The 19,117-nt window shown below is 61.8% G+C and carries 20 protein-coding genes and 1 pseudogene; 10 read left to right on the top strand and 11 right to left on the bottom strand.

Features of this window, described 5'->3' with window-relative positions; genetic code table 11:
• Positions 1-144: 144 nt before the first annotated feature.
• On the top strand, positions 145-1,689 hold the full coding sequence (locus PZN02_RS08820) for a sigma-54-dependent transcriptional regulator (protein WP_280661192.1): 1,545 nt from the start codon (positions 145-147) through the stop codon (positions 1,687-1,689).
• A 180-nt stretch (positions 1,690-1,869) separates the two neighbouring features.
• The gene (locus PZN02_RS08825; protein ID WP_280661193.1) at positions 1,870-3,741 is read left to right on the top strand and encodes a peptidoglycan L,D-endopeptidase MepK; all 1,872 of its coding nucleotides are present in this window, start codon (positions 1,870-1,872) and stop codon (positions 3,739-3,741) included.
• Positions 3,742-3,970: 229 nt separating this feature from the next.
• Here the strand turns inward: PZN02_RS08825 and PZN02_RS08830 are convergent, their stop codons facing one another.
• From PZN02_RS08830 to PZN02_RS08840, 3 genes are all read right to left on the bottom strand, one after another.
• Positions 3,971-4,237 (bottom strand): DUF2312 domain-containing protein, encoded by a 267-nt coding sequence (locus PZN02_RS08830; RefSeq protein WP_280661194.1) that lies wholly within the window; start codon positions 4,235-4,237, stop codon positions 3,971-3,973.
• 177 nt (positions 4,238-4,414) lie between these two features.
• Entirely contained in the window at positions 4,415-4,720 is a 306-nt protein-coding gene (locus PZN02_RS08835) for a DUF1244 domain-containing protein (protein WP_280661195.1), read from the bottom strand.
• 115 nt (positions 4,721-4,835) lie between these two features.
• Positions 4,836-5,630: an N-formylglutamate amidohydrolase gene (locus tag PZN02_RS08840; protein ID WP_280661196.1), complete on the bottom strand. Its 795-nt coding sequence runs from the start codon at positions 5,628-5,630 to the stop codon at positions 4,836-4,838.
• 279 nt (positions 5,631-5,909) lie between these two features.
• Here PZN02_RS08840 and PZN02_RS08845 point away from each other — a divergent pair.
• Both PZN02_RS08845 and pyk read left to right on the top strand, forming a co-directional pair.
• Positions 5,910-6,299 (top strand): annotated as a pseudogene (locus tag PZN02_RS08845) (DUF1036 domain-containing protein); the annotation flags it as partial.
• Positions 6,299-7,738 carry a pyruvate kinase gene (gene pyk, locus PZN02_RS08850; RefSeq protein ID WP_280661197.1) on the top strand — a complete coding sequence of 480 codons (1,440 nt, stop codon included), beginning with the start codon at positions 6,299-6,301 and terminating at the stop codon, positions 7,736-7,738. The pseudogene PZN02_RS08845 and the gene pyk, both read left to right, overlap by 1 nt.
• Here pyk and PZN02_RS08855 read toward each other — a convergent pair.
• The 6 genes from PZN02_RS08855 to PZN02_RS08880 form a co-directional block, all read right to left on the bottom strand.
• A complete protein-coding gene (locus PZN02_RS08855; protein WP_280661436.1) occupies positions 7,705-8,754 on the bottom strand; it encodes an alpha/beta fold hydrolase in 1,050 nt (349 codons plus the stop codon). The genes pyk and PZN02_RS08855 overlap by 34 nt on opposite strands.
• A gap of 143 nt (positions 8,755-8,897) precedes the next feature.
• A complete protein-coding gene (locus PZN02_RS08860) occupies positions 8,898-9,506 on the bottom strand; it encodes a tetratricopeptide repeat protein (protein WP_280661198.1) in 609 nt (202 codons plus the stop codon).
• 99 nt (positions 9,507-9,605) lie between these two features.
• A complete protein-coding gene (gene ykgO / locus PZN02_RS08865) occupies positions 9,606-9,731 on the bottom strand; it encodes a type B 50S ribosomal protein L36 (protein WP_280661199.1) in 126 nt (41 codons plus the stop codon).
• Positions 9,732-9,904: 173 nt separating this feature from the next.
• Positions 9,905-10,954 carry a 5-(carboxyamino)imidazole ribonucleotide synthase gene (locus PZN02_RS08870; RefSeq protein ID WP_280661200.1) on the bottom strand — a complete coding sequence of 350 codons (1,050 nt, stop codon included), beginning with the start codon at positions 10,952-10,954 and terminating at the stop codon, positions 9,905-9,907.
• Entirely contained in the window at positions 10,951-11,415 is a 465-nt protein-coding gene (gene purE / locus PZN02_RS08875) for a 5-(carboxyamino)imidazole ribonucleotide mutase (protein ID WP_168799271.1), read from the bottom strand. The genes PZN02_RS08870 and purE overlap by 4 nt, the downstream gene beginning before the upstream one ends.
• A gap of 69 nt (positions 11,416-11,484) precedes the next feature.
• The gene (locus PZN02_RS08880; protein ID WP_034855051.1) at positions 11,485-11,688 is read right to left on the bottom strand and encodes a YdcH family protein; all 204 of its coding nucleotides are present in this window, start codon (positions 11,686-11,688) and stop codon (positions 11,485-11,487) included.
• Positions 11,689-11,901: 213 nt separating this feature from the next.
• Here PZN02_RS08880 and PZN02_RS08885 point away from each other — a divergent pair, with 213 nt between their 5' ends.
• Complete coding sequence (locus tag PZN02_RS08885) at positions 11,902-12,075, top strand: YdcH family protein (RefSeq protein WP_136508173.1); 174 nt, start codon at positions 11,902-11,904, stop codon at positions 12,073-12,075.
• 198 nt (positions 12,076-12,273) lie between these two features.
• Here PZN02_RS08885 and PZN02_RS08890 read toward each other — a convergent pair whose 3' ends face one another.
• A complete protein-coding gene (locus tag PZN02_RS08890) occupies positions 12,274-12,534 on the bottom strand; it encodes an ArsR/SmtB family transcription factor (RefSeq protein ID WP_153436425.1) in 261 nt (86 codons plus the stop codon).
• A gap of 89 nt (positions 12,535-12,623) precedes the next feature.
• Positions 12,624-13,403, bottom strand: coding sequence for a sulfite exporter TauE/SafE family protein (locus PZN02_RS08895; protein ID WP_280661201.1), 780 nt, complete (start codon positions 13,401-13,403; stop codon positions 12,624-12,626).
• 206 nt (positions 13,404-13,609) lie between these two features.
• Between PZN02_RS08895 and PZN02_RS08900 the strand changes: the two genes are divergently transcribed.
• From PZN02_RS08900 to PZN02_RS08920, 5 genes are all read left to right on the top strand, one after another.
• A complete protein-coding gene (locus PZN02_RS08900) occupies positions 13,610-14,263 on the top strand; it encodes a thiamine phosphate synthase (protein ID WP_280661202.1) in 654 nt (217 codons plus the stop codon).
• Positions 14,264-14,272: 9 nt separating this feature from the next.
• Positions 14,273-15,439 carry a tetratricopeptide repeat protein gene (locus PZN02_RS08905; protein ID WP_280661203.1) on the top strand — a complete coding sequence of 389 codons (1,167 nt, stop codon included), beginning with the start codon at positions 14,273-14,275 and terminating at the stop codon, positions 15,437-15,439.
• A 333-nt stretch (positions 15,440-15,772) separates the two neighbouring features.
• On the top strand, positions 15,773-16,573 hold the full coding sequence (locus PZN02_RS08910) for an inositol monophosphatase family protein (protein ID WP_280661204.1): 801 nt from the start codon (positions 15,773-15,775) through the stop codon (positions 16,571-16,573).
• Between the two features lie 247 nt (positions 16,574-16,820).
• A complete protein-coding gene (locus PZN02_RS08915; protein WP_280661205.1) occupies positions 16,821-17,921 on the top strand; it encodes a MotA/TolQ/ExbB proton channel family protein in 1,101 nt (366 codons plus the stop codon).
• 4 nt (positions 17,922-17,925) lie between these two features.
• Positions 17,926-18,957: a peptidoglycan -binding protein gene (locus PZN02_RS08920; protein ID WP_280661206.1), complete on the top strand. Its 1,032-nt coding sequence runs from the start codon at positions 17,926-17,928 to the stop codon at positions 18,955-18,957.
• Positions 18,958-19,117: the final 160 nt, after the last annotated feature.

Consider the following 19,117-nt stretch of genomic DNA (forward strand, 5'->3'; position numbering starts at 1 on the left):
GGCCCCATTGCTATCGCCGCCAATGGATAAAATGCAAGCTTTTCTCAAAACATGATCTTCAGCCCTTTATGGCACGAATAGCTGGCATGATTTGGCACATGAGGTTGGCCAAAGAGTACCGCGTGTCCTAAGCAGGAGGCTTTCGTGACATCACATATTCTTGTCATCGATGATGATCCGGTCCAGCGCCGGTTGCTGACGAACATGATCGAACGGCTGGGCCACGTCGCGCATCTCGCCGAAAACGGGCGCAGCGGGCTCGAAGTTTTGGTGCGCAAGGGCGGTATCATCGATGTCATCCTGCTCGACCTCCTGATGCCCGAGATGAACGGCCATGGTTTTCTCGAAGCGCTTGCCGAACGTGGCGTCGATACGCCCGTAATCGTCCAGACCGGGCAAGGCGGCATCGAAACGGTTGTCCAGGCGATGCAGGCCGGGGCCTTCGATTTCCTCGTCAAGCCCGTATCGCCGGAGCGGCTCGCGGTCGCGATCGGCAATGCGCTCAAAATGGCGCACCGCGACGGCAAGGTGAAAACGTCGCGCCGGTCGCGCGGGGGCGCGATTGGTTTCGACGACATCGTCTCGGCGAGCCCGGCGATGATCCGGGTGATCGATCTTGCCCGTCGCGCCGCGCAGTCGAATATCCCGATCGTGCTTGAAGGCGAATCCGGCGTCGGCAAGGAGATGGTGGCGCGCGCGATCCAATCGGCAAGCGACCGGGCCGGCAAGCCGTTCGTCACCGTCAACTGCGGCGCGATCCCGCACAATCTGGTCGAAAGCATCCTGTTCGGTCACGAGAAGGGCGCCTTCACCGGCGCAACCGAAAAGCACACGGGCAAGTTCGTCGATGCGGACGGCGGAACGCTCTTCCTCGATGAGATCGGCGATCTGCCGCTCGATGTTCAGGTCAAGCTCTTACGCGCCGTCCAGCAGGGCGAGATAGAGACTGTTGGCGCGCGTCATCCGCAGAAGGTCAACGTGCGGCTGATCTCGGCCACCAACAAGGACCTCATCAACGAGGTGCGCGAAGGCCGGTTCCGGGAGGATCTCTACTATCGCCTCAATGTCTTCCCGATCACCATTCCGGCGCTGCGCCGGCGCAAGGAAGATATTCCCGTGCTGGTGCGCGCCTTCGTCGAGCGCTTTGCCGCCGAGCAGAGGCTCAGTCAGCCGCTGACGGTGTCGAGCGGTGTCATGGCGCTGCTGACGGCCTACGATTGGCCGGGCAATATCCGCCAACTCGAGAACGCGATTTTCCGCGCAGTGGTGCTTGCGGAGGGTAACGAACTCACGGTCAAGGATTTTCCGCAGATCGCGACCCAGATCCCTGGCTACGTCGTCGCCGATCGCTCCGGCTTCTCCTGGGGCGAGGCTGGACCGGAGCGTGCGTCTGCGGTCGCCGAATATGCTTCCGGCACGCGTGGCGATTCCAAAGTCGCGGAACAACCGACGTCCAGCGAGCATGGAGCAGACAGTCGCCTCGAGAACGCCATCGCCAGCGTCGATGAGGGTGGCGATGTGCGCAAACTGGCCGAGGTCGAGGAAGAACTGATTCGCTTTGCTTTGAAGTTCTATCGCGGGCAGATGAGTCAAGTGGCGCGAAAACTCGGTATCGGCCGCTCGACGCTCTACCGAAAGCTCAAGGATTACGGCATAGATCCAGATGATCCGTTGCGTGAGGCCGCATAAATTCGACGCATTCACAACTGATTAGCCGTGCAATTAGGTCACCGCCGTTTAGACCTTGTTAGTGAACTGTTCACTATATTATAAGGGGCGGTGACTACTGTGGCATATTTGCCATGCTGTCACCTTATTTGACAGTCATCTGAGACAGCAGAGCACGGTTGTCCGTCGGACGGGGATTGAATGCCAAATTTGTTCGGTTTGAAGAAGCCAGTCGGCTTCTTAGCGCGCAGAGTCTGTTCGGCGATTGCCCGTAAGGCGCCGCAGGTTCTCGCTTCCATCGCTTTGGCGGCGTCCCTCGTCACGCCCGGCATGGCACCTCCGGTAGAAGCCGCCGGCCAGACCCGGACATTGAAGCTTTATTTCATCCATACCAAGGAAAAGGCGCAGATCACCTTCAAGCGCAATGGCCGCTACGATTCCAAGGGTTTGCAGCAGATCAACCGTTTTCTACGCGACTGGCGGCGCAACGAGCCGACCAGGATGGACCCGCGGCTTCTCGACCTCGTCTGGGAAGTCTACCAGAAGAGCGGTTCGCGCGACTATATTCACGTCGTTTCCGCCTATCGCTCTCCGGCCACAAACGGCATGCTGCGGTCCCGCTCGAAGGGTGTCGCCAAGAAGAGCCAGCATATGCTCGGCAAGGCGATGGATTTCTATATCCCTGACGTGCGGCTCAAGTCGCTGCGCGAAATCGGCATGAAGTTCCAGGTGGGCGGCGTCGGCTATTATCCGACCTCCGGCTCGCCTTTCGTCCACATGGACGTCGGCGGCGTGCGCGCTTGGCCGCGCATGACGCGTAACGAGCTCGCGCGTCTCTTCCCCGATGGCAAGACCATGCACGTGCCGTCTGACGGCAAGCCGTTGCCGGGCTACCAGCAGGCTGTTGCCGATTACAAGCGGCGCGTCGGCGCGTCGGCCATCGAGGTTGCCGGCGGCGGCGCCAAGGGACCGGGTGACGCCAGCGGCAAGCGCAGCGGCAATCTCTTCGCCATGCTCTTCGGCGGTGGCGGCGACGAGGATGAAGAACCAGCTGCAATCGCCGCCGGCGCTGCGGACGACGGCGAGAGCGAGGCTCCGGCCAAGGCTCAGACTGCATCTGCGCCGGCTGCGCAGGAAGCGCTTCCGGGTGTCGCCGGTTCGGTTGCCGGCCAGACCTCGGAAGAACAGCAGAACATCAATGCACCGGTTCCGGCCGTTCGCCCGGCCTTCAAGGATGCTCCGGCCAATGGCGGTGTCGCGGTAGCGCTCGTCGCGCCCGCGCAAAACAACGCCCAGGAGGCGCTGGCCGCGGCTATGCAGCAGACGCCGGCCGTCCCGTCGGAATATGCGGATCTCAGCACGCTGAAGGTGCCCGTTCCGCAGATGCTTGACCGTCGCGATGTGAACGAGCTGATTGCCACCGGAACGCTTGTGGCGTCCGCCGACCCCGCGGCCGGGGATGCTCAGGCGCTCGGTTTCGTGCCGGTCCCGGGAATGCGCCCGGCCGGAGAAGCCGCGCTCGCGGCCGTTGCCGAAGCCGAGGTTGCGGTAGCCGAGGTTGCGGTTCCGGCTTTAGCGGATCGCCCGGTTGTAGCCTCCGCCGAGGCGCCGCGTGACACCGCCGCGCAGGCGGCGACGCGTGTGGCACTTGCGGCGCCGACAACAGAACCCGAACCAGCCGCGCAGCCGATCGAAATGGCTGCCTATGCGCCCCGGTCGGATGCAAGTTCGAAGGAATCGATCTTCGATAGCGCCTTCGATACTGAAGCCGAAGTTTCAGCAAAGGGCAGCCGGCCGAAGAAGCAGGATGCCGAGGCGGCCAGCCGTTCGTCTGTCCGCACTGAGCCGAAGCTGACGCAGAAGATCATTTCGGAATGGGCCCTTTCGACCAGTCGCGTCGCCACTCTGTCGAAACCGGTCAAGGCACCGCGCTTCGTCAGCAAGACGCTTCGCGCAGCGCCGACGGCGGTCTATGCCGCCGGCTTCACGAGCGGCGTGCGCGTAGTCGACACGGCACGCTTCAGCGGCACCGCGGTGAACTTCATGGAAGTGAAGAAGTTCAGCACCAACTGATCGCCGCCGTTCTCGAGAAAACAGAAAAGCCCGCCTCGTGAACTGACCACCGAAAGTGGATGTCCAACTTTCGGGGGGGTCAGTTCACACCGGCGGGTTTTTTGCTTGAGATCCGCCACAGCGCCGCGCGTCTATTCAGACGCGCAAAGGACGCTGTAGCACTTTGAATTGCTGCATGTTTTTATCCTCAAATCGGCTACGATTTAAGGAAAGCACCCAGTAGAAGAGCTTATGCCGCGTCTTCGGCTGCCGGAACCATGCCCAGCGCTTGCAGGTAGGTGTCGAGGATTGCTTCCTGTTCCATGCGCTCGTCATGGTCCTGCTTGCGAATGGAAATAACCTTGCGCAGGATCTTGGCGTCGAAGCCCATTGCCTTGGCCTCGCCGTAGACATCCTTGATGTCGTCCGCGATTGTCTTCTTTTCCTCTTCCAGCCGTTCGATCCGTTCGATGAAAGCACGAAGCTGATCGCGTGCGACGCCGTGAGCATCCGCCATGGTCTTCTCCTTTATGGGGAATGAATTTTCTGGGTGCTGTGACCTGCCGCGAACCGCCGCCGAGGTCAAGGGTGATTGCGCAACAGCGGCGCTATTTCCCCGGACACGATCCCGGAAAAAGCGGCGCGGCTTTCCGCCGCCGTCGCGTCTCCTGCGCAATTGGCATCGCTGGGAATGCTATTCTTTCGGGCGGTTGCGCTCGAAGGCGGCGTTCTGCTCGGCGGATGCGTCCGTCTGATGCCGCGCGCGCCATTCCTCATACGGCATGCCGTAGATGATCTCGCGCGATTCTTCCTTGCTCATCTCTATGCCGGAGGCCTCGGCCGCCTCGCGATACCAGTTGGAGAGGCAGTTGCGGCAGAAGCCGGCAAGGTTCATCAGATCGATATTCTGGACGTCGCTGCGTTCGCGCAGATGCGCCACGAGCCGCCGGAAGGCTGCCGCCTCGAAGGCGGTCTGCTGATCCTGGCTGAGTTCGGTCATGATGGTCTCCTTCTGCAGCGCCGCGAGCCTGATCAGAGGCTCCAGGACGCTGCAGCACTTTGAATTGCTGCATGTTCTACCCTTAAATCGGAGCGATTCAAGGAAGCATGCAGGGTCAGTCGTCGCAAGCGCCCGTGCGCGAGGGGTGGCGCTGATAGTCGTGCAGCGTCGGCAAACCGTTGAGTTCCGCCAGGATGGGGGCAAGACGCCGGGCCCAGGCGGCGACGCCGGCCGGCTCGGCGATCAGGTCCTGGCGGATCTCGATCAGCGCATGGGCAATGCCTGGGGTCATGCAATGGCGATACATGGTATCGCCGCGCAGCGCGCCATCATAGGGCTCGTTGTTACCGACGACGATATCGTCTGTTGCTTCGAGCCGTTCGATCAACGGAAACACAGCGCGCGGATCGTTGTCCCAGAGCACTGCGGCGTGCCACGGCCGGGCGACACCCTTCCAAGCCGGCGTGAAGGAATGAAGCGAGATGACCAGCGGCGCCTTGCCGCCTGCCGCCGCGGCTCGTGCGATGGTTTCGGAAACGGCGCGGTGGTAGGGGCGATGGAAGCGGTTGAGCCTGTTCTCCCATTCCTCGTCGGTGATCGGATGATTGCCCGGGATGATCGCACCGTCTGAGATCTTCATGATCAGCGTCGGGTCGTCTTCGCCGCGGTTCGGATCGATCAGCAGCCGCGAGAAGCAACCGAGCACGGCCGGCGCATCAAGTGCTGCGGCCAGTTCCCGTGTAAGCGGCTCGACGCCGATGTCATAAGCAATGTGCCGGGTGAAGGCGCTGTCGGGCAGCCCAAGCTTGCCATATTCTGGCGGAAGACGATTCATGGCGTGGTCGGCTAGAAGAACGAGACCATTCGCCGGATTGCCTTCAATGATCTCGTAAGGGGAATAGTGCTGCATGCCGCTCCTGCTTGATCCGCGAACGCCGGCTCGTGATCGCATGCGCAACGGCCGTTCGCAAGAAAAAGGCGAAACACTTGTGCTTCTTGTCACCAGAATGCCAATTGTAATCGATTAGTGTTGCGTTGACTTTCGGGGCTGGGCATCGCAAGAAAGTGCCACGCAAATCAAAACGGAGTTCCGTTGGAAGCCGTGTCGAGATATCCTTTTTCCAAAGCGAAAACGCGCCTGGGAACGTTCTGGGCCACCCTCCTGTTTTTGTTGGCAACCTCCACGTCGTTCATGGTCGCTGACGAGGCTCGTGCCGATTTTCGTGTCTGCAACGGCACGCAAACCCTGGTTGGCGTGGCGATCGGCTACCGCGCCAAGGAAGGCTGGGTGACGGAAGGCTGGTGGCAGGTGCCGGCAACGACCTGCGCAACCCTGATCGAGGGCGAACTTCAATCCAGATACTATTATCTCTACGCGGAAGATGCGGCTCGTGGCGGCCGCTGGACCGGCGAGGTCAACATGTGCGTCGCCGAAAACGAGTTCAAGATCACCGGCGTGCAGGATTGCTTCGCGCGCGGCTTCCAGCGCATGGGATTCAAGGAATACGACACGGGGCGGCAGGGCAGCTGGATGGTTCAGCTTTCCGACACGCCCGGCACGCAGGAAAGCCAGAATTGATGAAGCGGAACAGAAAAGTCAAAATCCTCGCCACGCTCGGACCGTCGTCGGCCGACGAGCAGATGATCCAGAGGCTGCATGAGGCGGGAGCCGATCTGTTCCGTATCAACATGAGCCATGCGAGCCACGACGTCATGCGCTCGTTGATCGAGAAGATCCGTAGTGTCGAATCCCGTTGCGGCCGACCGATCGGCATTCTCGCCGACCTGCAGGGTCCCAAGCTGCGCGTCGGTAAGTTCGCCGAGGGCAAGGTCGAGCTCAAGATCGGGCAGACCTTCACGCTCGACAACAAGGAGATCCCCGGCGACAACACCCGCGTCTATCTTCCGCATCCGGAAATTCTTGAGGCGGTCAAACCCGGCGATCGCCTGCTGATCGACGACGGCAAGCTGCACCTCAGGGCCGAGAAAACGGACGGCAAGAGCATTGTCACGACCGTTGTCTCCGGTACGAGGATATCGGACCGCAAGGGCGTGAGCTTGCCCGACACGCTGCTCGGCGTCGGCGCGCTGACGGAGAAGGACCGCGTCGATCTCGACGCCGTGCTGGCGACAGGGCAGGTCGACTGGGTGGCGCTCTCCTTCATCCAGAGGCCGGAAGATCTCGCCGAAGTCCGCAAGATTGCCCGCGGCCGGGTCGGCCTGATGTCGAAGATCGAAAAGCCGCAGGCGATCGAACGCATCGACGAGATCATCGAGCTTTCGGACGCGCTGATGGTGGCGCGCGGAGACCTCGGCGTGGAGATGCCGCTTGAATCCGTGCCCGGCCTGCAGAAGCAACTGACGCGCGCCTGTCGGCGGGCCGGCAAGCCAGTGGTCGTCGCCACTCAGATGCTGGAGTCGATGATTTCCTCGCCGGTTCCGACCCGTGCGGAAGTGTCCGACGTGGCGACGGCAGTGTTCGAGGGCGCCGACGCCGTGATGCTTTCGGCCGAGTCCGCCTCCGGCGAGTATCCGGTCGAGGCGGTATCGACCATGGCCTCGATCGCGAGCAACGTCGAGCGCGATCCGCATTATCCGGGCATTATCTATGCGCAGCGCACGCCGCCTGAGGCGACCGGCGCCGACGCGATTTCGCTCGCTGCTCACCAGATCGCCGAAACGCTGAGGCTCGCGGCGATCGTCACCTATACGTCGTCAGGCGCAACGGGCCTGCGCGCTGCGCGCGAGCGGCCGCAGGTGCCGGTCATCGCGCTGTCGCCGATCGTCGAGACGGCAAGGCGCCTGTCGGTCGTCTGGGGTCTGCACTGTGTCGTCACCGAGGATGCGAAAGATCTCGACGACATGGTCAACCGGGCCTGCCGCATCGTCGCGACGGAGGGTTTCGGGAAGCCGGGCGACCGCATCATCATCTCCGCCGGTGTCCCGCTCGGAACGCCGGGTGCCACCAACATGCTGCGCATCGCCTATATCGGCTCGGATGGACTTACCGGCGTATAGGACTTCTCCTGCATTGAAGCGTCGTTGACCGCGAGGCGGGCTTCCGCCAGCCGCGCTGCCTCCTGGAGGTCGCGCGGCTTGCCTGCCAGTTTCTCGATCGCCGCAACGACGACATCGGTCACCACGTAATCCGGCTTGTGGCCGAGATTGGCGATCCATAATAGCTCCGATCCGGCAATGTCGCGCGCAAGGCCGCGCGCATGGACATCGGCCAGAACGATGGCGTCGCTGTCGCCGGTGATGACGACCGTCGGTGCAGCGATCTCGGCATAGCGCGGAGAGACACGCGTCACATAGGCGTGCAAGTTGGCAACGTCGATCGCATTGTTGAGAAAGGTCGTCGGCCGCAGCACCAGATGCGGAGCCGTCTTGCCGATGTAATCCAGCGGGCGCTCATTGGGCGAGAAGATCGAGCGCGTAGCGCTGTCGATGCGGCGCAGGCCGAGCGGGGTGGCGACCGTATGGGCGAAGAGCCAGCCGAGACAAGGCAGCGTCGCCAACGAGAAGTACCAGTCGATTCCGCCAGGCCAGGGATGCGTCGCCGGTGCGAGAAGAACGACTCCCATGGTTCGTTCAGGGTGACGGAGCGCAAAACTTGCAGCAATTGCAGCGCCGAAGGAATGGCCGACGACGATGGCGCGATCGATGCCGCGTCTCTCCATCAGTCTGGCGATCGCTTCCGCCTGACCGTCCGGCAAGCCATTGACGGTTCCGCCCCGCTCCGAATAACCGTGTCCCGGCCGGTCGACGAAAAGCAGCTCTGCCCGCCCTTCGAGCACCGGCCTGAAAGCATGCATCTGATCGAGCAGATTGCCGCCGGCACCGTGGATGAAGACGATCGGCGGCAGATCGGGGCTGCCGGGAGCGTCGACGTGGACGCAGTTCATGCGGAAGCCGCCGACGTCGACAAGGTCGCCCAGGTTGGGGAAGAGGGCGGATATACGTCGTGCCTGCCAGACACTATAGCCGACGCTGGTGATCGTCAGAGTGGCGAGAAGCAGCAACGCCGCGAGCATGATCGGATCGGTCTTCCTCAATTGCGTTCGAGAAAGATGCAGGTTCTACCGCATGTGCCTTGGAAGCAATCCCTGCAAGCTTGCTATATCCGGATCGCCTCGGTCAAGCTGCCTGCTCCATGACGGATTAGCTTGGCGCCGGCTCAGGTCCGGCTGCCCGCGAGCTTCTCCGCCAGTTCGCCAAGCTGCTCCTGTGCCTTTCGATCGGACGGGTAGATGTCGAGGAACTGTTGCCAGGCGCGCATCGCCAGTTCGTCCTTGCCGGCGGCGCTGAGCATAGTCGCCATGCCCGCAAGGGCGCCGAAATGCCGTGGTTCGATCGCAAGCACGCGATTTATGTCGGACATCGACTTGCGGTAGTTGCCCATTTGATAGTGCAAGGTGGCGCGGCGGTTCCAGCCTTCCACGTAATTCGGGGCGAGAGCGATCACCTGATCGAGAATGTCGAGCGCGACTGGGTTCTTGTCGTCGGCGACCGCCTTGTCGACCCATTGCATCAGGAGGTTCACGGTGGCGCTGCCGGAATCCTGCCATTCCAGGCGGATGCGGTCGGCCACCTGCCGCGCCCTGGTTTCATCGCGTTCCTTCTTCAGGTCCGCGAACAAGGAATCGAGACGCTGTTTCGGTGTGGTGAGGTTTGCCGTTTCCGTTTGCGGCGTAGGCTCCGCTGCCCAGAGCGGATTGCCGGGGGAGACGGCGAACGTGGCAAGAGATGCCAGAATCGAGATCACAAAAATACGCATGGCGGACATCGTAGCCCGCCATGGAACAAGATCAAATCAAATATGGAGGATCACCAGGGGCGAACCGCCAATAAGGCAGGGCAACTTAGATCGCTGCCCGGGGGGGCGTCAGCCCTGACGTGCCTTGAAGCGAGGGTTCGACTTGTTGATGATGTAGACGCGGCCCTTGCGACGAACCAGGCGGTTTTCGCGGTGACGGGCCTTCAGCGACTTGAGCGAATTCTTGATCTTCATTTTCCTGATCCGCAGGTTTCGGGGAACGAAAATTCGCCCGGTAATCTCTAACAATCAAAAGCGCGCCATTGAGCGCGCTCCAAGTAGGCAGGCACATATCGTGTCGCCCTTATTGTGTCAACCGCAAGACAGGGGATTTTACTTCCGCACAGCGCAAATCTGTGGGCGTTCGCTCAGCTCAGGCGGGTGAAATGGCCCATCTTGCGGCCGACGCGCGCCTCGGCTTTGCCGTAGAGGTGAACGAGCACGTTGCGTTCGGCAAGCAAGCCTGGAACCTCGGCAATATCGTCGCCAATAAGGTTCTGCATCACGCAGTCCGAATGGCGTGCGGTGTCGCCGAGTGGCAGGCCGGCGACGGCACGTATATGCTGCTCGAACTGTGAGACGACGCAGGCCGCTTCCGTCCAATGGCCGGAATTGTGGACGCGCGGAGCGATCTCGTTGGCGACGACGCTGCCGTCGGCCAGCACGAAGAACTCGACTCCGATCACGCCGACGTAACCGAGCGCGTCGAGTATGGCGGTTGCCGCCGCCCGCGCGGCGTCTGCCGTCGCGGAGCCCACCGACGCCGGCACGGTGGAGGTGTGGAGGATGCCGTTCCGATGCACGTTTTCTGCCGGGTCGAAACAGGCGCTGCTGCCGTCGGGGCCGCGGGCAGCGATGATCGAGATCTCGCGCTCGAAGGGCACGAAGCTTTCGAGGATGAGGGGCACCTGCCCCAGCGCCACAAAGGCTCCGGCAGGGTCGTCCGCGGTTGAGCGGAACATGCGCTGGCCCTTGCCGTCATAGCCAAGCCGCCGGGTCTTGAGCACGCCTGCGCCGCCGAAGTCGGAAAGTGCCAGTTCCAGGTCGACCTGGCTGTCGACGGCATGGAAGCGCGCCGTGGCAATGCCGCAATCATTGATGAAACGCTTTTCTACGACCCGGTCCTGGGCCACTTCCAACGCCTTCGGCGGCGGGAAGACCGGGCGCGAGGCCGCCAACCTTATAGCCGCGGAAACAGGTACGTTTTCGAACTCATAGGTGATGAGATCCGAAACCGCGGCGAGCTGATCAAGCCCGTGCGCGTCGTCGTAAGGCGCGACGATCTGGGCGTTCGCGACCTGGGCGGCGGGACAGTCCGGCTGCGGTTCGAGTATGACGGTGCGGAAATTCAGGCGGGCAGCCGCCATCGCCAGCATGCGGCCGAGCTGACCGCCGCCAATAATGCCGATGGTCTTCATGCCTCGTCCACCGGGTACTCGGCGACCGAGACGGTCTGCTGCTCGCGCCAGTCGTCGAGGCGGTCGGCGAGATCGTCGTCGCTAAGTGCGAGGACGGCGGCGGCAAGCAGCGCCGCATTGATCGCTCCCGCCTTTCCGATCGCCAGCGTGCCGACGGGAATACCGGCCGGCATCTGCACGATTGAAAGCAGGCTGTCCTGACCGGAAAGCGCCTTCGACTGCACTGGAACGCCGAAGACCGGCAACGGCGTCATCGATGCACACATGCCCGGCAGATGCGCCGCGCCACCGGCGCCGGCGATGATCACCTTGAAGCCCTCGTCACGCGCGCCCTTGGCGAAGCTCACCAGCCGGTCCGGCGTGCGATGAGCGGAAACGATCCGGGCCTCGTAGGCGATGTCGAGCGCTTCGAGCGTGTCGGCCGCATTCTTCATCGTCTCCCAGTCCGACTGGCTTCCCATGATGATGGCGACGGGCGGGGTGGTCGTGTCTGTCACGTCTGTCTTGATCCGTTTCAGGCGATGATGTCTTCAGGCGATGATATCTGGGATGATCTGATCTTCGATCTTGGTGATCTTGTCCTTGATGGCCAGCTTCTTCTTCTTCATGCGCTGGATGCGCAAGGCGTCGCAGCCGGTCTCAATCATGGCGTTGATGGCGACGTCGTAGTCTTCATGTTCCTGCCTCAGGCGCGCGATGGTCAGTCTGAGTTCGGCCTGGTCCTGGTCCGGCATGCAAAACGATCCCCATAAGCCCGATCGCAATCGACCTGCGATCCGGAATTTTCATGCGCCGCTCTACCACATCTTGGGTGGGAACGGGAAGTTATCAGACGTCATCATTTCGCCTTCGACAAATGAAAAATGGCGTGGCAGAGTGGTAAGGTTACCACCATGGAACATCCGGCATTTACCTGCCGGATGCAAGCAAAAGGAAGGGACTGCCAAATGACCATTGAGGCTCATCTTGCAACGCTTGAGAAAAAACATGGCGCCCTGGAACAGGAGCTCCACGCAGCTCTCAACTCACCGTCCTGCGAGGACGAGTTGATTAGCGAACTCAAGCGAAGGAAGCTGCGCATCAAGGACGAAATCGAAAGACTCCGTTCCTCGACCCACTGATTCTGAACGGTATTTCGGGAGGCGTTGTCGTCTTTCCCAGTGACAACGCAACAAGGTCAAAACCAATCCCATCACGGAATATACAGAACCTGGACCGGGCCTGACGCCCGGTCTATTTGTGTCGGGCATTCAGTTTCAAACCTTCTTCCTTATGCATGTCATTATCCCAAACTGCTGCGCATTTTTGGGCGACATGCATCAGGACCAAAACTGGTCGAGCCACAGGTTCAGCTTGTCGAAGCCGGGCTTGTGGATCGCATAGATCCGCCTGGTTCCGCTCGATGAAACCGACACGAGATTGCAGTCTAGCAGCGCCTTCAGGTGCTGCGACACGGCCGGACGGCTGATCGGCAGGCCTTCGGCCAATTCGTTCACCGTCTTCGGTGCGCGTCTGAGTTCCTCCAGCAGGTAGCGCCGGTTCGGATCCGCGATGGCATCGAATGGGTCCGCAATGGTCATGAGCGAACGTTAAGCGAATTCTATGTAAGCGGCAAGAAAATTGTGCGCTGCGGTATAAGCGGTTCCGCCCTGCAGCAATTCGCGACGCGTCACCTGCCAGCCATGAGGCTCGCTAAGCCATCCCAGACGAGTCTCGATCCGGCAATAAAGGCCATTGTGTACATGAAGGGATAGAAGATCTGAGGTCTCATCCGCCGGACGATCCAGGCGCCGCAGGCGGTTGCCACCATCGCCAGCGGGAAAAGCGTGGCGGATGTCTTCAGGTTGCTGATATCGAGCTGGCCGAGGGCGAAATAGGGAATGAGTTTCACGGCGTTGAGGACCGCGAAGAAGCGCACGATGGTGCCCGTATACTCACGCGGATCGAGCTTCAGCGGCAACGCATAGATCTGAAAAGGCGGGCCGCCGGCATGGGCGACGAAACTGCCGTAACCGGCAAAGGAGCCCCAGAGCGCGGCCGGACCGGCGCGCTGCTTCTTGGGGCTGATCGGGGCGCCATTGCGGCTGCGCCAGACGGTATAGACATAGCGCAGCACGAAGACGACCGTGATAAGGCCGATGATCAGCCTCAAGGCGTCGCGCGGCACATAGGCGGAGGTTGCCCAGCCGATGGCGATGCCGGCAATCGCGCCGGGCAGGAGCATCGTGAGCGTCTTCCGGTCGCCGTGCTTGCGCCAGATCCACAGGGAGACGACATCCATGGCGATCAGGATCGGCAGCAGCAGTGCTGCCGCCTGAACGGGCGACACCGCCATCGACAGGATCGGAACGCCCATCAACGCAAGCGCCTCGCCCATGCCGCCCTTGCTGAGGCCGACGAGCAGGACTGCGGGGATGGCGACGAGATAGAAGTCGAGACCGGGAAGCATAGGTGGCGGTTGATCCTTTTGTCATCTCCGTCTATCGGTTTTCCCGAACGAAATCGAGCGACGGCTTTTGCTCCTACAGCGCCGCGCGTCCAATCGGACGCGCTAAGGTCGCTGTGGCACTTTGAAGTGCTGCATGATTTTGTCCTTAAATCGATTCCGATTTAAGGAATCATGCAATGAAGCGGGCGCCGCCAGGAACGGATACCATGAGCAATGTAGAAAACCGCTGCCGCCTTGTGCTGGTTGTGCCGGATATGCCGGATCCCGCACAGCGTTCGAAGGTGCTCGCCAGTGCTTTGCGGGGAGGCGACGTGGCGTCCGTCATCCTGCCGCAATACGGCCTCAGCGACGGCGAGTTCCAGCAGCACGCCGAGCTCTTGGTGCCGGTGATCCAGAAGGCGGGGGCGGCGGCGCTGATCGAGGGTGACACGCGCGTTGCGGGACGCGCCAAGGCGGATGGCCTGCATATCGCCGGAGGACCCGATGTGCTCGGCGAAGCGATCGAGAAGCACACGCCGAAGCTGATCGTTGGCGGCGGCAATGCCTCCGACCGCCATCATGCGCTGGAAATCGGCGAACTCAGGCCGGACTACGTCTTCTTCGGTCGCACCGATGGCGACATCAAGCCGGAGCCGCATCCGAAAAATCTGGCACTTGCCGAATGGTGGGCGTCGATGGTCGAAATCCCCTGTGTCGTCATGGGCGGCACCGATCCGCAGTCGGCGCTTGCGGTTGCCGAAACGGCGGCCGAGTTCGTGGCGCTTCGTCTCGCCGTCTTTGGCGACCCGGAGCAGGCGCCGGCGGTCGTCGCCGCTGTCAACGCGCTGCTTGACGAAAAAGCGCCACGGTTTGAAGATTAAGACGGTCCGATGTTGAGCCGCTTGTCGTCGAAGCCCAGCCGGGCTGCAGTCCTCTTTATAGTCGTCGCTCTCGCGGCGGTGCCGGCTCGCGCGCAACAGCCGGCGACGGGCGCGCCCGCGGGCGAGGGGGCCGCGGACGAGGGGAATGTGCCGAAGCGCGGGCGGATCACACCCTTCAACGGGGCTATCCTGCCGGAAGGTGCGGCTCCGCAGCAGAAACTCGATACCAATCCGGCAAAAAAGACAAAGGCCGGAGACGGGAGCACGCCGTCCAAGGGCGTCAATGTCATTGATCGCATGGGCGCACAATTGCCGGCGCTTCCGGCCGAAAAGCCGTTCACCGGAAAAGTGGACGATGCCTTTGGCGCTTTCCAGCGCGGTTACTATCTGACGGCGATGGATCTGGCGCTGCCGCGGGCGCAACTCGGCGATCCCGCGGCCCAGACTCTGGTTGCTTCGATCCTCGAGCAGGGTCTTGGCGTTGCGCGCAACGCCAAGGAGGCCGCCTTCTGGTACGGCCAGGCCGCCAATAACGGCGATCCGGCGGCCATGTTCAAATATGCCCTGATCCTGATGGAGGGGCGCTACGTCAAGCGCGACAGGAAGAAATCCGAAGAGCTGATGAAGAAGGCGGCCGATCTCGGCAACGCTTCGGCCCAGTTCAATTATGGGCAAACGCTGGTTGCCGACATGCCGGGCGAGAAGGGCCTGAAGGCGGCAATGCCCTATTACGAGAAATCCGCCGAGCAGGGCATCGCCGATGCGCAATATGCTCTTTCGCAGATCTATATCAATGTTGACGGCATAGAGGAGAACAAGCGCGCGCGTGCCCGCGAATGGCTGCTGCGCGCCGCCCGCGCCGGCTACGATACGGCGCAACTCGACATCGCCATCTGGTTTGTCGAAGGGATCGCCGGTGACCGCAACCTCGAAGAAGGCTTCGCCTGGATGAAGCGCTCGGCGGAAAGCGGCAATGTCGTCGCGCAGAACCGGCTGTCACACCTCTATGTCAATGCGATCGGCACGCGCCCGGATCCGGTCGAGGCGGCGAAGTGGTATGTGCTGTCGCGCCGCGCCGGACTCAAGGACGATGCACTCGAGGATTTCTATCTCGGCCTCAACGAAACGCAGCAGAAATCGGCGCTCGCCGCTGCGAACAAGTTCCGTTCCTCCTGACCTACAGCGCTGCGCGTCTTGTCAGACGCGCAAAGGATGCTGTGGCACTTTGAGTTGCTGCGCCAAGGCGCCGGTCGCGGGCGTCGTTTGGCGGCGGCAATGCTATTTCGCTTGAACTTCTGCGGCTTTTGTGGTCTTGAAGCCGCGGTTTTGTCCGCAGCTTCCTCATTTCTTACTTCGGCCCTGCGGACGGAGTGATTTCACTCGGTTTTTTGACGACGAAACTCGCAGCTTCGCTCGCGCCAGGCGCGGCCTCATGCGGGATACGTCAGACAGGTTCAATGTCCGGTTCGAGATGGCTCGGCCGGCCTTCGCTATCATAAGGATCGCCACATGGCCCGTTCTGCCCTTCTCAATGTCATGGTCCAGGCCGCCTTCAAGGCCGGCAAGTCGCTGGCGCGCGATTTCGGCGAAGTTCAGAACCTCCAGGTCTCGCTGAAAGGACCGGGCGACTATGTCTCCCAGGCCGACCGAAAGGCCGAACGGATCATCCGCGAAGAGCTGTTGAAGGCGAGGCCGACCTATGGCTTCCTCGGCGAAGAGGGCGAAGAGATCAAGGGGACCGACGGCGCGCATCGCTGGATCGTCGACCCGCTTGACGGCACAACCAACTTCCTGCACGGCATCCCGCATTTTGCCGTTTCGATCGGGCTGGAGCGTCAGGGCGAAATCGTCGGTGCCGTCGTCTTCAATCCGGCAACGGATGAACTCTACACGGCCGAGAAGGGCGGTGGGGCTTTCCTCAACGACCGCCGGCTGCGCGTCGGCGCCCGCAAGAACCTGTCGGACGCCGTCATCGCCACCGGGACACCGCATCTCGGCCGCGGCAATCACGGCAAATATCTGATCGAACTTCGCCATGTCATGGGCGAAGTTGCTGGCATCCGGCGCTTCGGTTCCGCCTCGCTCGATCTCGCCTACGTGGCCGCAGGTCGCTATGACGGCTACTGGGAACGGGACCTTGCCGCGTGGGATATTGCGGCCGGCATCCTGCTCATCCGCGAGGCCGGCGGCTGGGCAACCGATGTCGATGGCGGCAGCAAGCCGCTCGAGGACGGCTCGGTCGTTTGCGGCAATGAATATATCGCCAAGGCGCTGCGTGAGGTGATCCATCGCCCGGTTCCGGCGAAGTAAGCAGCAGCCGTCTCCAGAGCTTTGCAGCCTCCGGTGCGTTATGTGCCGGGGGCCTTCGTTTTCCCTTCAATTTGGCGCAAAGTTCCACTAGTCTCCGGGCCAGCGGTGCCGTGCTGCCGCCGACTACGCAAATTCTCGAATCGCATTCGCTTTCGAGAAATGCCGCGGAAATTCAAAGCGTTGCGGCAAAAACTTGCGTGTCTGAGGGGGCGCGGTGCTGGAGTGAACCCGGGAGTCTGACTAACCTATGACGAAACTGAATCTGTCCGGATGGAGCGGTCGGGAGAGCGTGGAGGAGAACTACAATCCGCACAAGCTTTCGAGCCCCATGCCCTATTTCTGGACGATGGTCCTTTTCCTGATCATCGTTGGTTTCGTCGCTGCCATTCTTTTCCGCCAGGCCCGTGATGCCTTTGTCGGCAATCCGGGCTTGAATGGGCTCATTCTCGGTGTCCTGCTGATCGGCATCCTGCTCGCCTTCAATCACGTCCTGGGCCTGAGGCCCGAGGTCCGCTGGTTCAACTCCTTTCGCGCCGCCGGAAGCGCCGACAAGGTCGGGCGTGATCCGGTCCTGCTCGCGCCGATGCGGTCGCTGATCGGCGGTCGCCAGACGACTGCGATTTCCGCGATCGCCTTGCGCTCGATCCTTGATTCCATTGCCACGCGCCTCGATGAATCGCGGGACATAACCCGCTATCTCGCCGGCCTTCTCGTCTTCCTCGGCCTGCTCGGCACCTTTTGGGGCCTGCTCGGCACGATCGGGTCGATCAACACCGTCATCCAATCCCTGGACGCCGGCAGCGGCACCACCGAAGATTTACTAGGCTCGCTGAAGAGCGGCCTGTCGGCGCCGCTCACCGGCATGGGAACGGCGTTTTCCGCTTCGCTCTTCGGGCTTTCCGGATCACTGATCGTCGGTTTCCTCGACCTGCAGGCCGGCCGCGCACAGAACCGCTTCTACACGGAACTCGAAAACTGGCTTTCCTCGGTGACCGATGTCGGGTCGGGGATGTCCTCGCCGATCAGCATTCCCGGGGAGCCGCCCATCGAAGAGCTGCGCCGGCTGACCGATCAGCTGATGCGGCTCAACCAGGAGGGTGGCGCAAATCAACGCACGACGGCCGCAATGGCCTCGTTGGCCGAGGGTATCCAGGGCCTCGTCAAGAATATGCGTGGCGAGCAACAGATGCTTCGAGACTGGATCGAAGCGCAGCAGGAGGAAGCGAAGGCGATGCGCAAGACGCTCGACAAGCTGACGGCGCGCATCGGCCAGGCCGAGAGGATCACGGTGCATGGCGACAAGTCGATTGCGCAGCTCAGCCGCGTAGACGAGAGCGGAGGCGACTGAGCCCATGGCCCTTGCGCGCAAAGGTCGCAGTCACCGAACGATTGATTATTGGCCAGGCTTCGTCGACGCGCTGTCGACGTTGCTGATGTCGATCATGTTTCTCTTGAGCGTATTCGTGCTGGCGCAGTTCCTGCTTGGGCGCGAGATCAGCGGCAAGGACGAGGTGCTGAACCGGCTGAACAGCCAGATCAATGAACTGACGCAGCTTCTCGCACTGGAAAAGAGCGGCAAACAGGATCTCGAGGATTCTCTTGCCAACCTCCAGGCCTCGCTTGCCCAGTCGGAGGGTGAGCGCTCGCGCCTGCAGGCGCTGCTCGATCAGGGCGCCGGCAGCACTGAGGCGGCGAACCAGAAGATCGGCCGGCTGGGATCGGAGCTGGAATCCGAGAAGCAGGTCAGCGCGCGTGCAATGAGCCAGATCGAGCTCCTCAATCAGCAGATCGCCGCGCTGCGCAGCCAGATCGCCGCCATCGAAGGCGCGCTTCAGGCGTCGGAGGCGAAGGATCAGGCATCCCAGGCCAAGATCGCCGATCTCGGCCGCCGCCTGAATGTCGCGCTCGCCCAGCGCGTGCAGGAACTCAACCGCTACCGCTCTGACTTCTTCGGTCGCCTGCGGGAAATCCTTTCCGACCGCGAAAACATCCGCATCGTCGGCGACCGCTTCGTCTTCCAATCGGAAGTGCTCTTCCCATCGGGCAGCAGCGACCTCAATCCGGAGGGCCAGGCGGAGATGGCGAAACTCGCCACCGCGCTTCTTGATCTCGCGAAAGAAATCCCCGCCGAGATCAACTGGGTCCTGCGCGTCGATGGCCATACCGACAATGTGCAACTGTCGGGATCCGGCCGTTTTGCCGACAACTGGGAACTGTCGTCGGCCCGCGCGACATCGGTCGTGAAGTTCCTGATGTCCAGGGGCGTGCCGGCGGACCGGCTGGTGGCCGCAGGTTTCGGCGAATTTCAGCCCATCGCCGAGGGCGAGGACCCTGAAGCTCGAGCACAGAACCGGCGCATTGAGCTGAAGCTGACAGAGAAATAGCGACAGCTCCGAGCCCTTGAATTGACCTTGACGTCTGCGTAACAGCTACGTCGAAGGATGCTGCTGCAAGATTCCTTAGATTGAATGCGATCTAAGGATAAAATCATGCAGTAATTCAAGGTATTACAGAGCCATGCGTCTGAAGAGACGCACGGCGCTG

The sequence above is a fragment of the Sinorhizobium garamanticum genome (assembly GCF_029892065.1).
Lineage (GTDB): Bacteria > Pseudomonadota > Alphaproteobacteria > Rhizobiales > Rhizobiaceae > Sinorhizobium > Sinorhizobium garamanticum.

Bases quoted from the DNA above. Each gene is read 5' to 3' on its own strand.
- PZN02_RS08825 (WP_280661193.1), top strand. From the start codon at position 1,870: ATGCCAAATTTGTTCGGTTTGAAGAAGCCAGTCGGCTTCTTAGCGCGC.
- PZN02_RS08830 (WP_280661194.1), bottom strand. From the start codon at position 4,237: ATGGCGGATGCTCACGGCGTCGCACGCGATCAGCTTCGTGCTTTCATC.
- PZN02_RS08835 (WP_280661195.1), bottom strand. From the start codon at position 4,720: ATGACCGAACTCAGCCAGGATCAGCAGACCGCCTTCGAGGCGGCAGCC.
- PZN02_RS08840 (WP_280661196.1), bottom strand. From the start codon at position 5,630: ATGCAGCACTATTCCCCTTACGAGATCATTGAAGGCAATCCGGCGAAT.
- pyk (WP_280661197.1), top strand. From the start codon at position 6,299: ATGAAGCGGAACAGAAAAGTCAAAATCCTCGCCACGCTCGGACCGTCG.
- PZN02_RS08855 (WP_280661436.1), bottom strand. From the start codon at position 8,754: ATGCTCGCGGCGTTGCTGCTTCTCGCCACTCTGACGATCACCAGCGTC.
- PZN02_RS08860 (WP_280661198.1), bottom strand. From the start codon at position 9,506: ATGTCCGCCATGCGTATTTTTGTGATCTCGATTCTGGCATCTCTTGCC.
- ykgO (WP_280661199.1), bottom strand. From the start codon at position 9,731: ATGAAGATCAAGAATTCGCTCAAGTCGCTGAAGGCCCGTCACCGCGAA.
- PZN02_RS08870 (WP_280661200.1), bottom strand. From the start codon at position 10,954: ATGAAGACCATCGGCATTATTGGCGGCGGTCAGCTCGGCCGCATGCTG.
- purE (WP_168799271.1), bottom strand. From the start codon at position 11,415: ATGGGAAGCCAGTCGGACTGGGAGACGATGAAGAATGCGGCCGACACG.
- PZN02_RS08880 (WP_034855051.1), bottom strand. From the start codon at position 11,688: ATGCCGGACCAGGACCAGGCCGAACTCAGACTGACCATCGCGCGCCTG.
- PZN02_RS08885 (WP_136508173.1), top strand. From the start codon at position 11,902: ATGACCATTGAGGCTCATCTTGCAACGCTTGAGAAAAAACATGGCGCC.
- PZN02_RS08890 (WP_153436425.1), bottom strand. From the start codon at position 12,534: ATGACCATTGCGGACCCATTCGATGCCATCGCGGATCCGAACCGGCGC.
- PZN02_RS08895 (WP_280661201.1), bottom strand. From the start codon at position 13,403: ATGCTTCCCGGTCTCGACTTCTATCTCGTCGCCATCCCCGCAGTCCTG.
- PZN02_RS08900 (WP_280661202.1), top strand. From the start codon at position 13,610: ATGAGCAATGTAGAAAACCGCTGCCGCCTTGTGCTGGTTGTGCCGGAT.
- PZN02_RS08905 (WP_280661203.1), top strand. From the start codon at position 14,273: ATGTTGAGCCGCTTGTCGTCGAAGCCCAGCCGGGCTGCAGTCCTCTTT.
- PZN02_RS08910 (WP_280661204.1), top strand. From the start codon at position 15,773: ATGGCCCGTTCTGCCCTTCTCAATGTCATGGTCCAGGCCGCCTTCAAG.
- PZN02_RS08915 (WP_280661205.1), top strand. From the start codon at position 16,821: ATGACGAAACTGAATCTGTCCGGATGGAGCGGTCGGGAGAGCGTGGAG.
- PZN02_RS08920 (WP_280661206.1), top strand. From the start codon at position 17,926: ATGGCCCTTGCGCGCAAAGGTCGCAGTCACCGAACGATTGATTATTGG.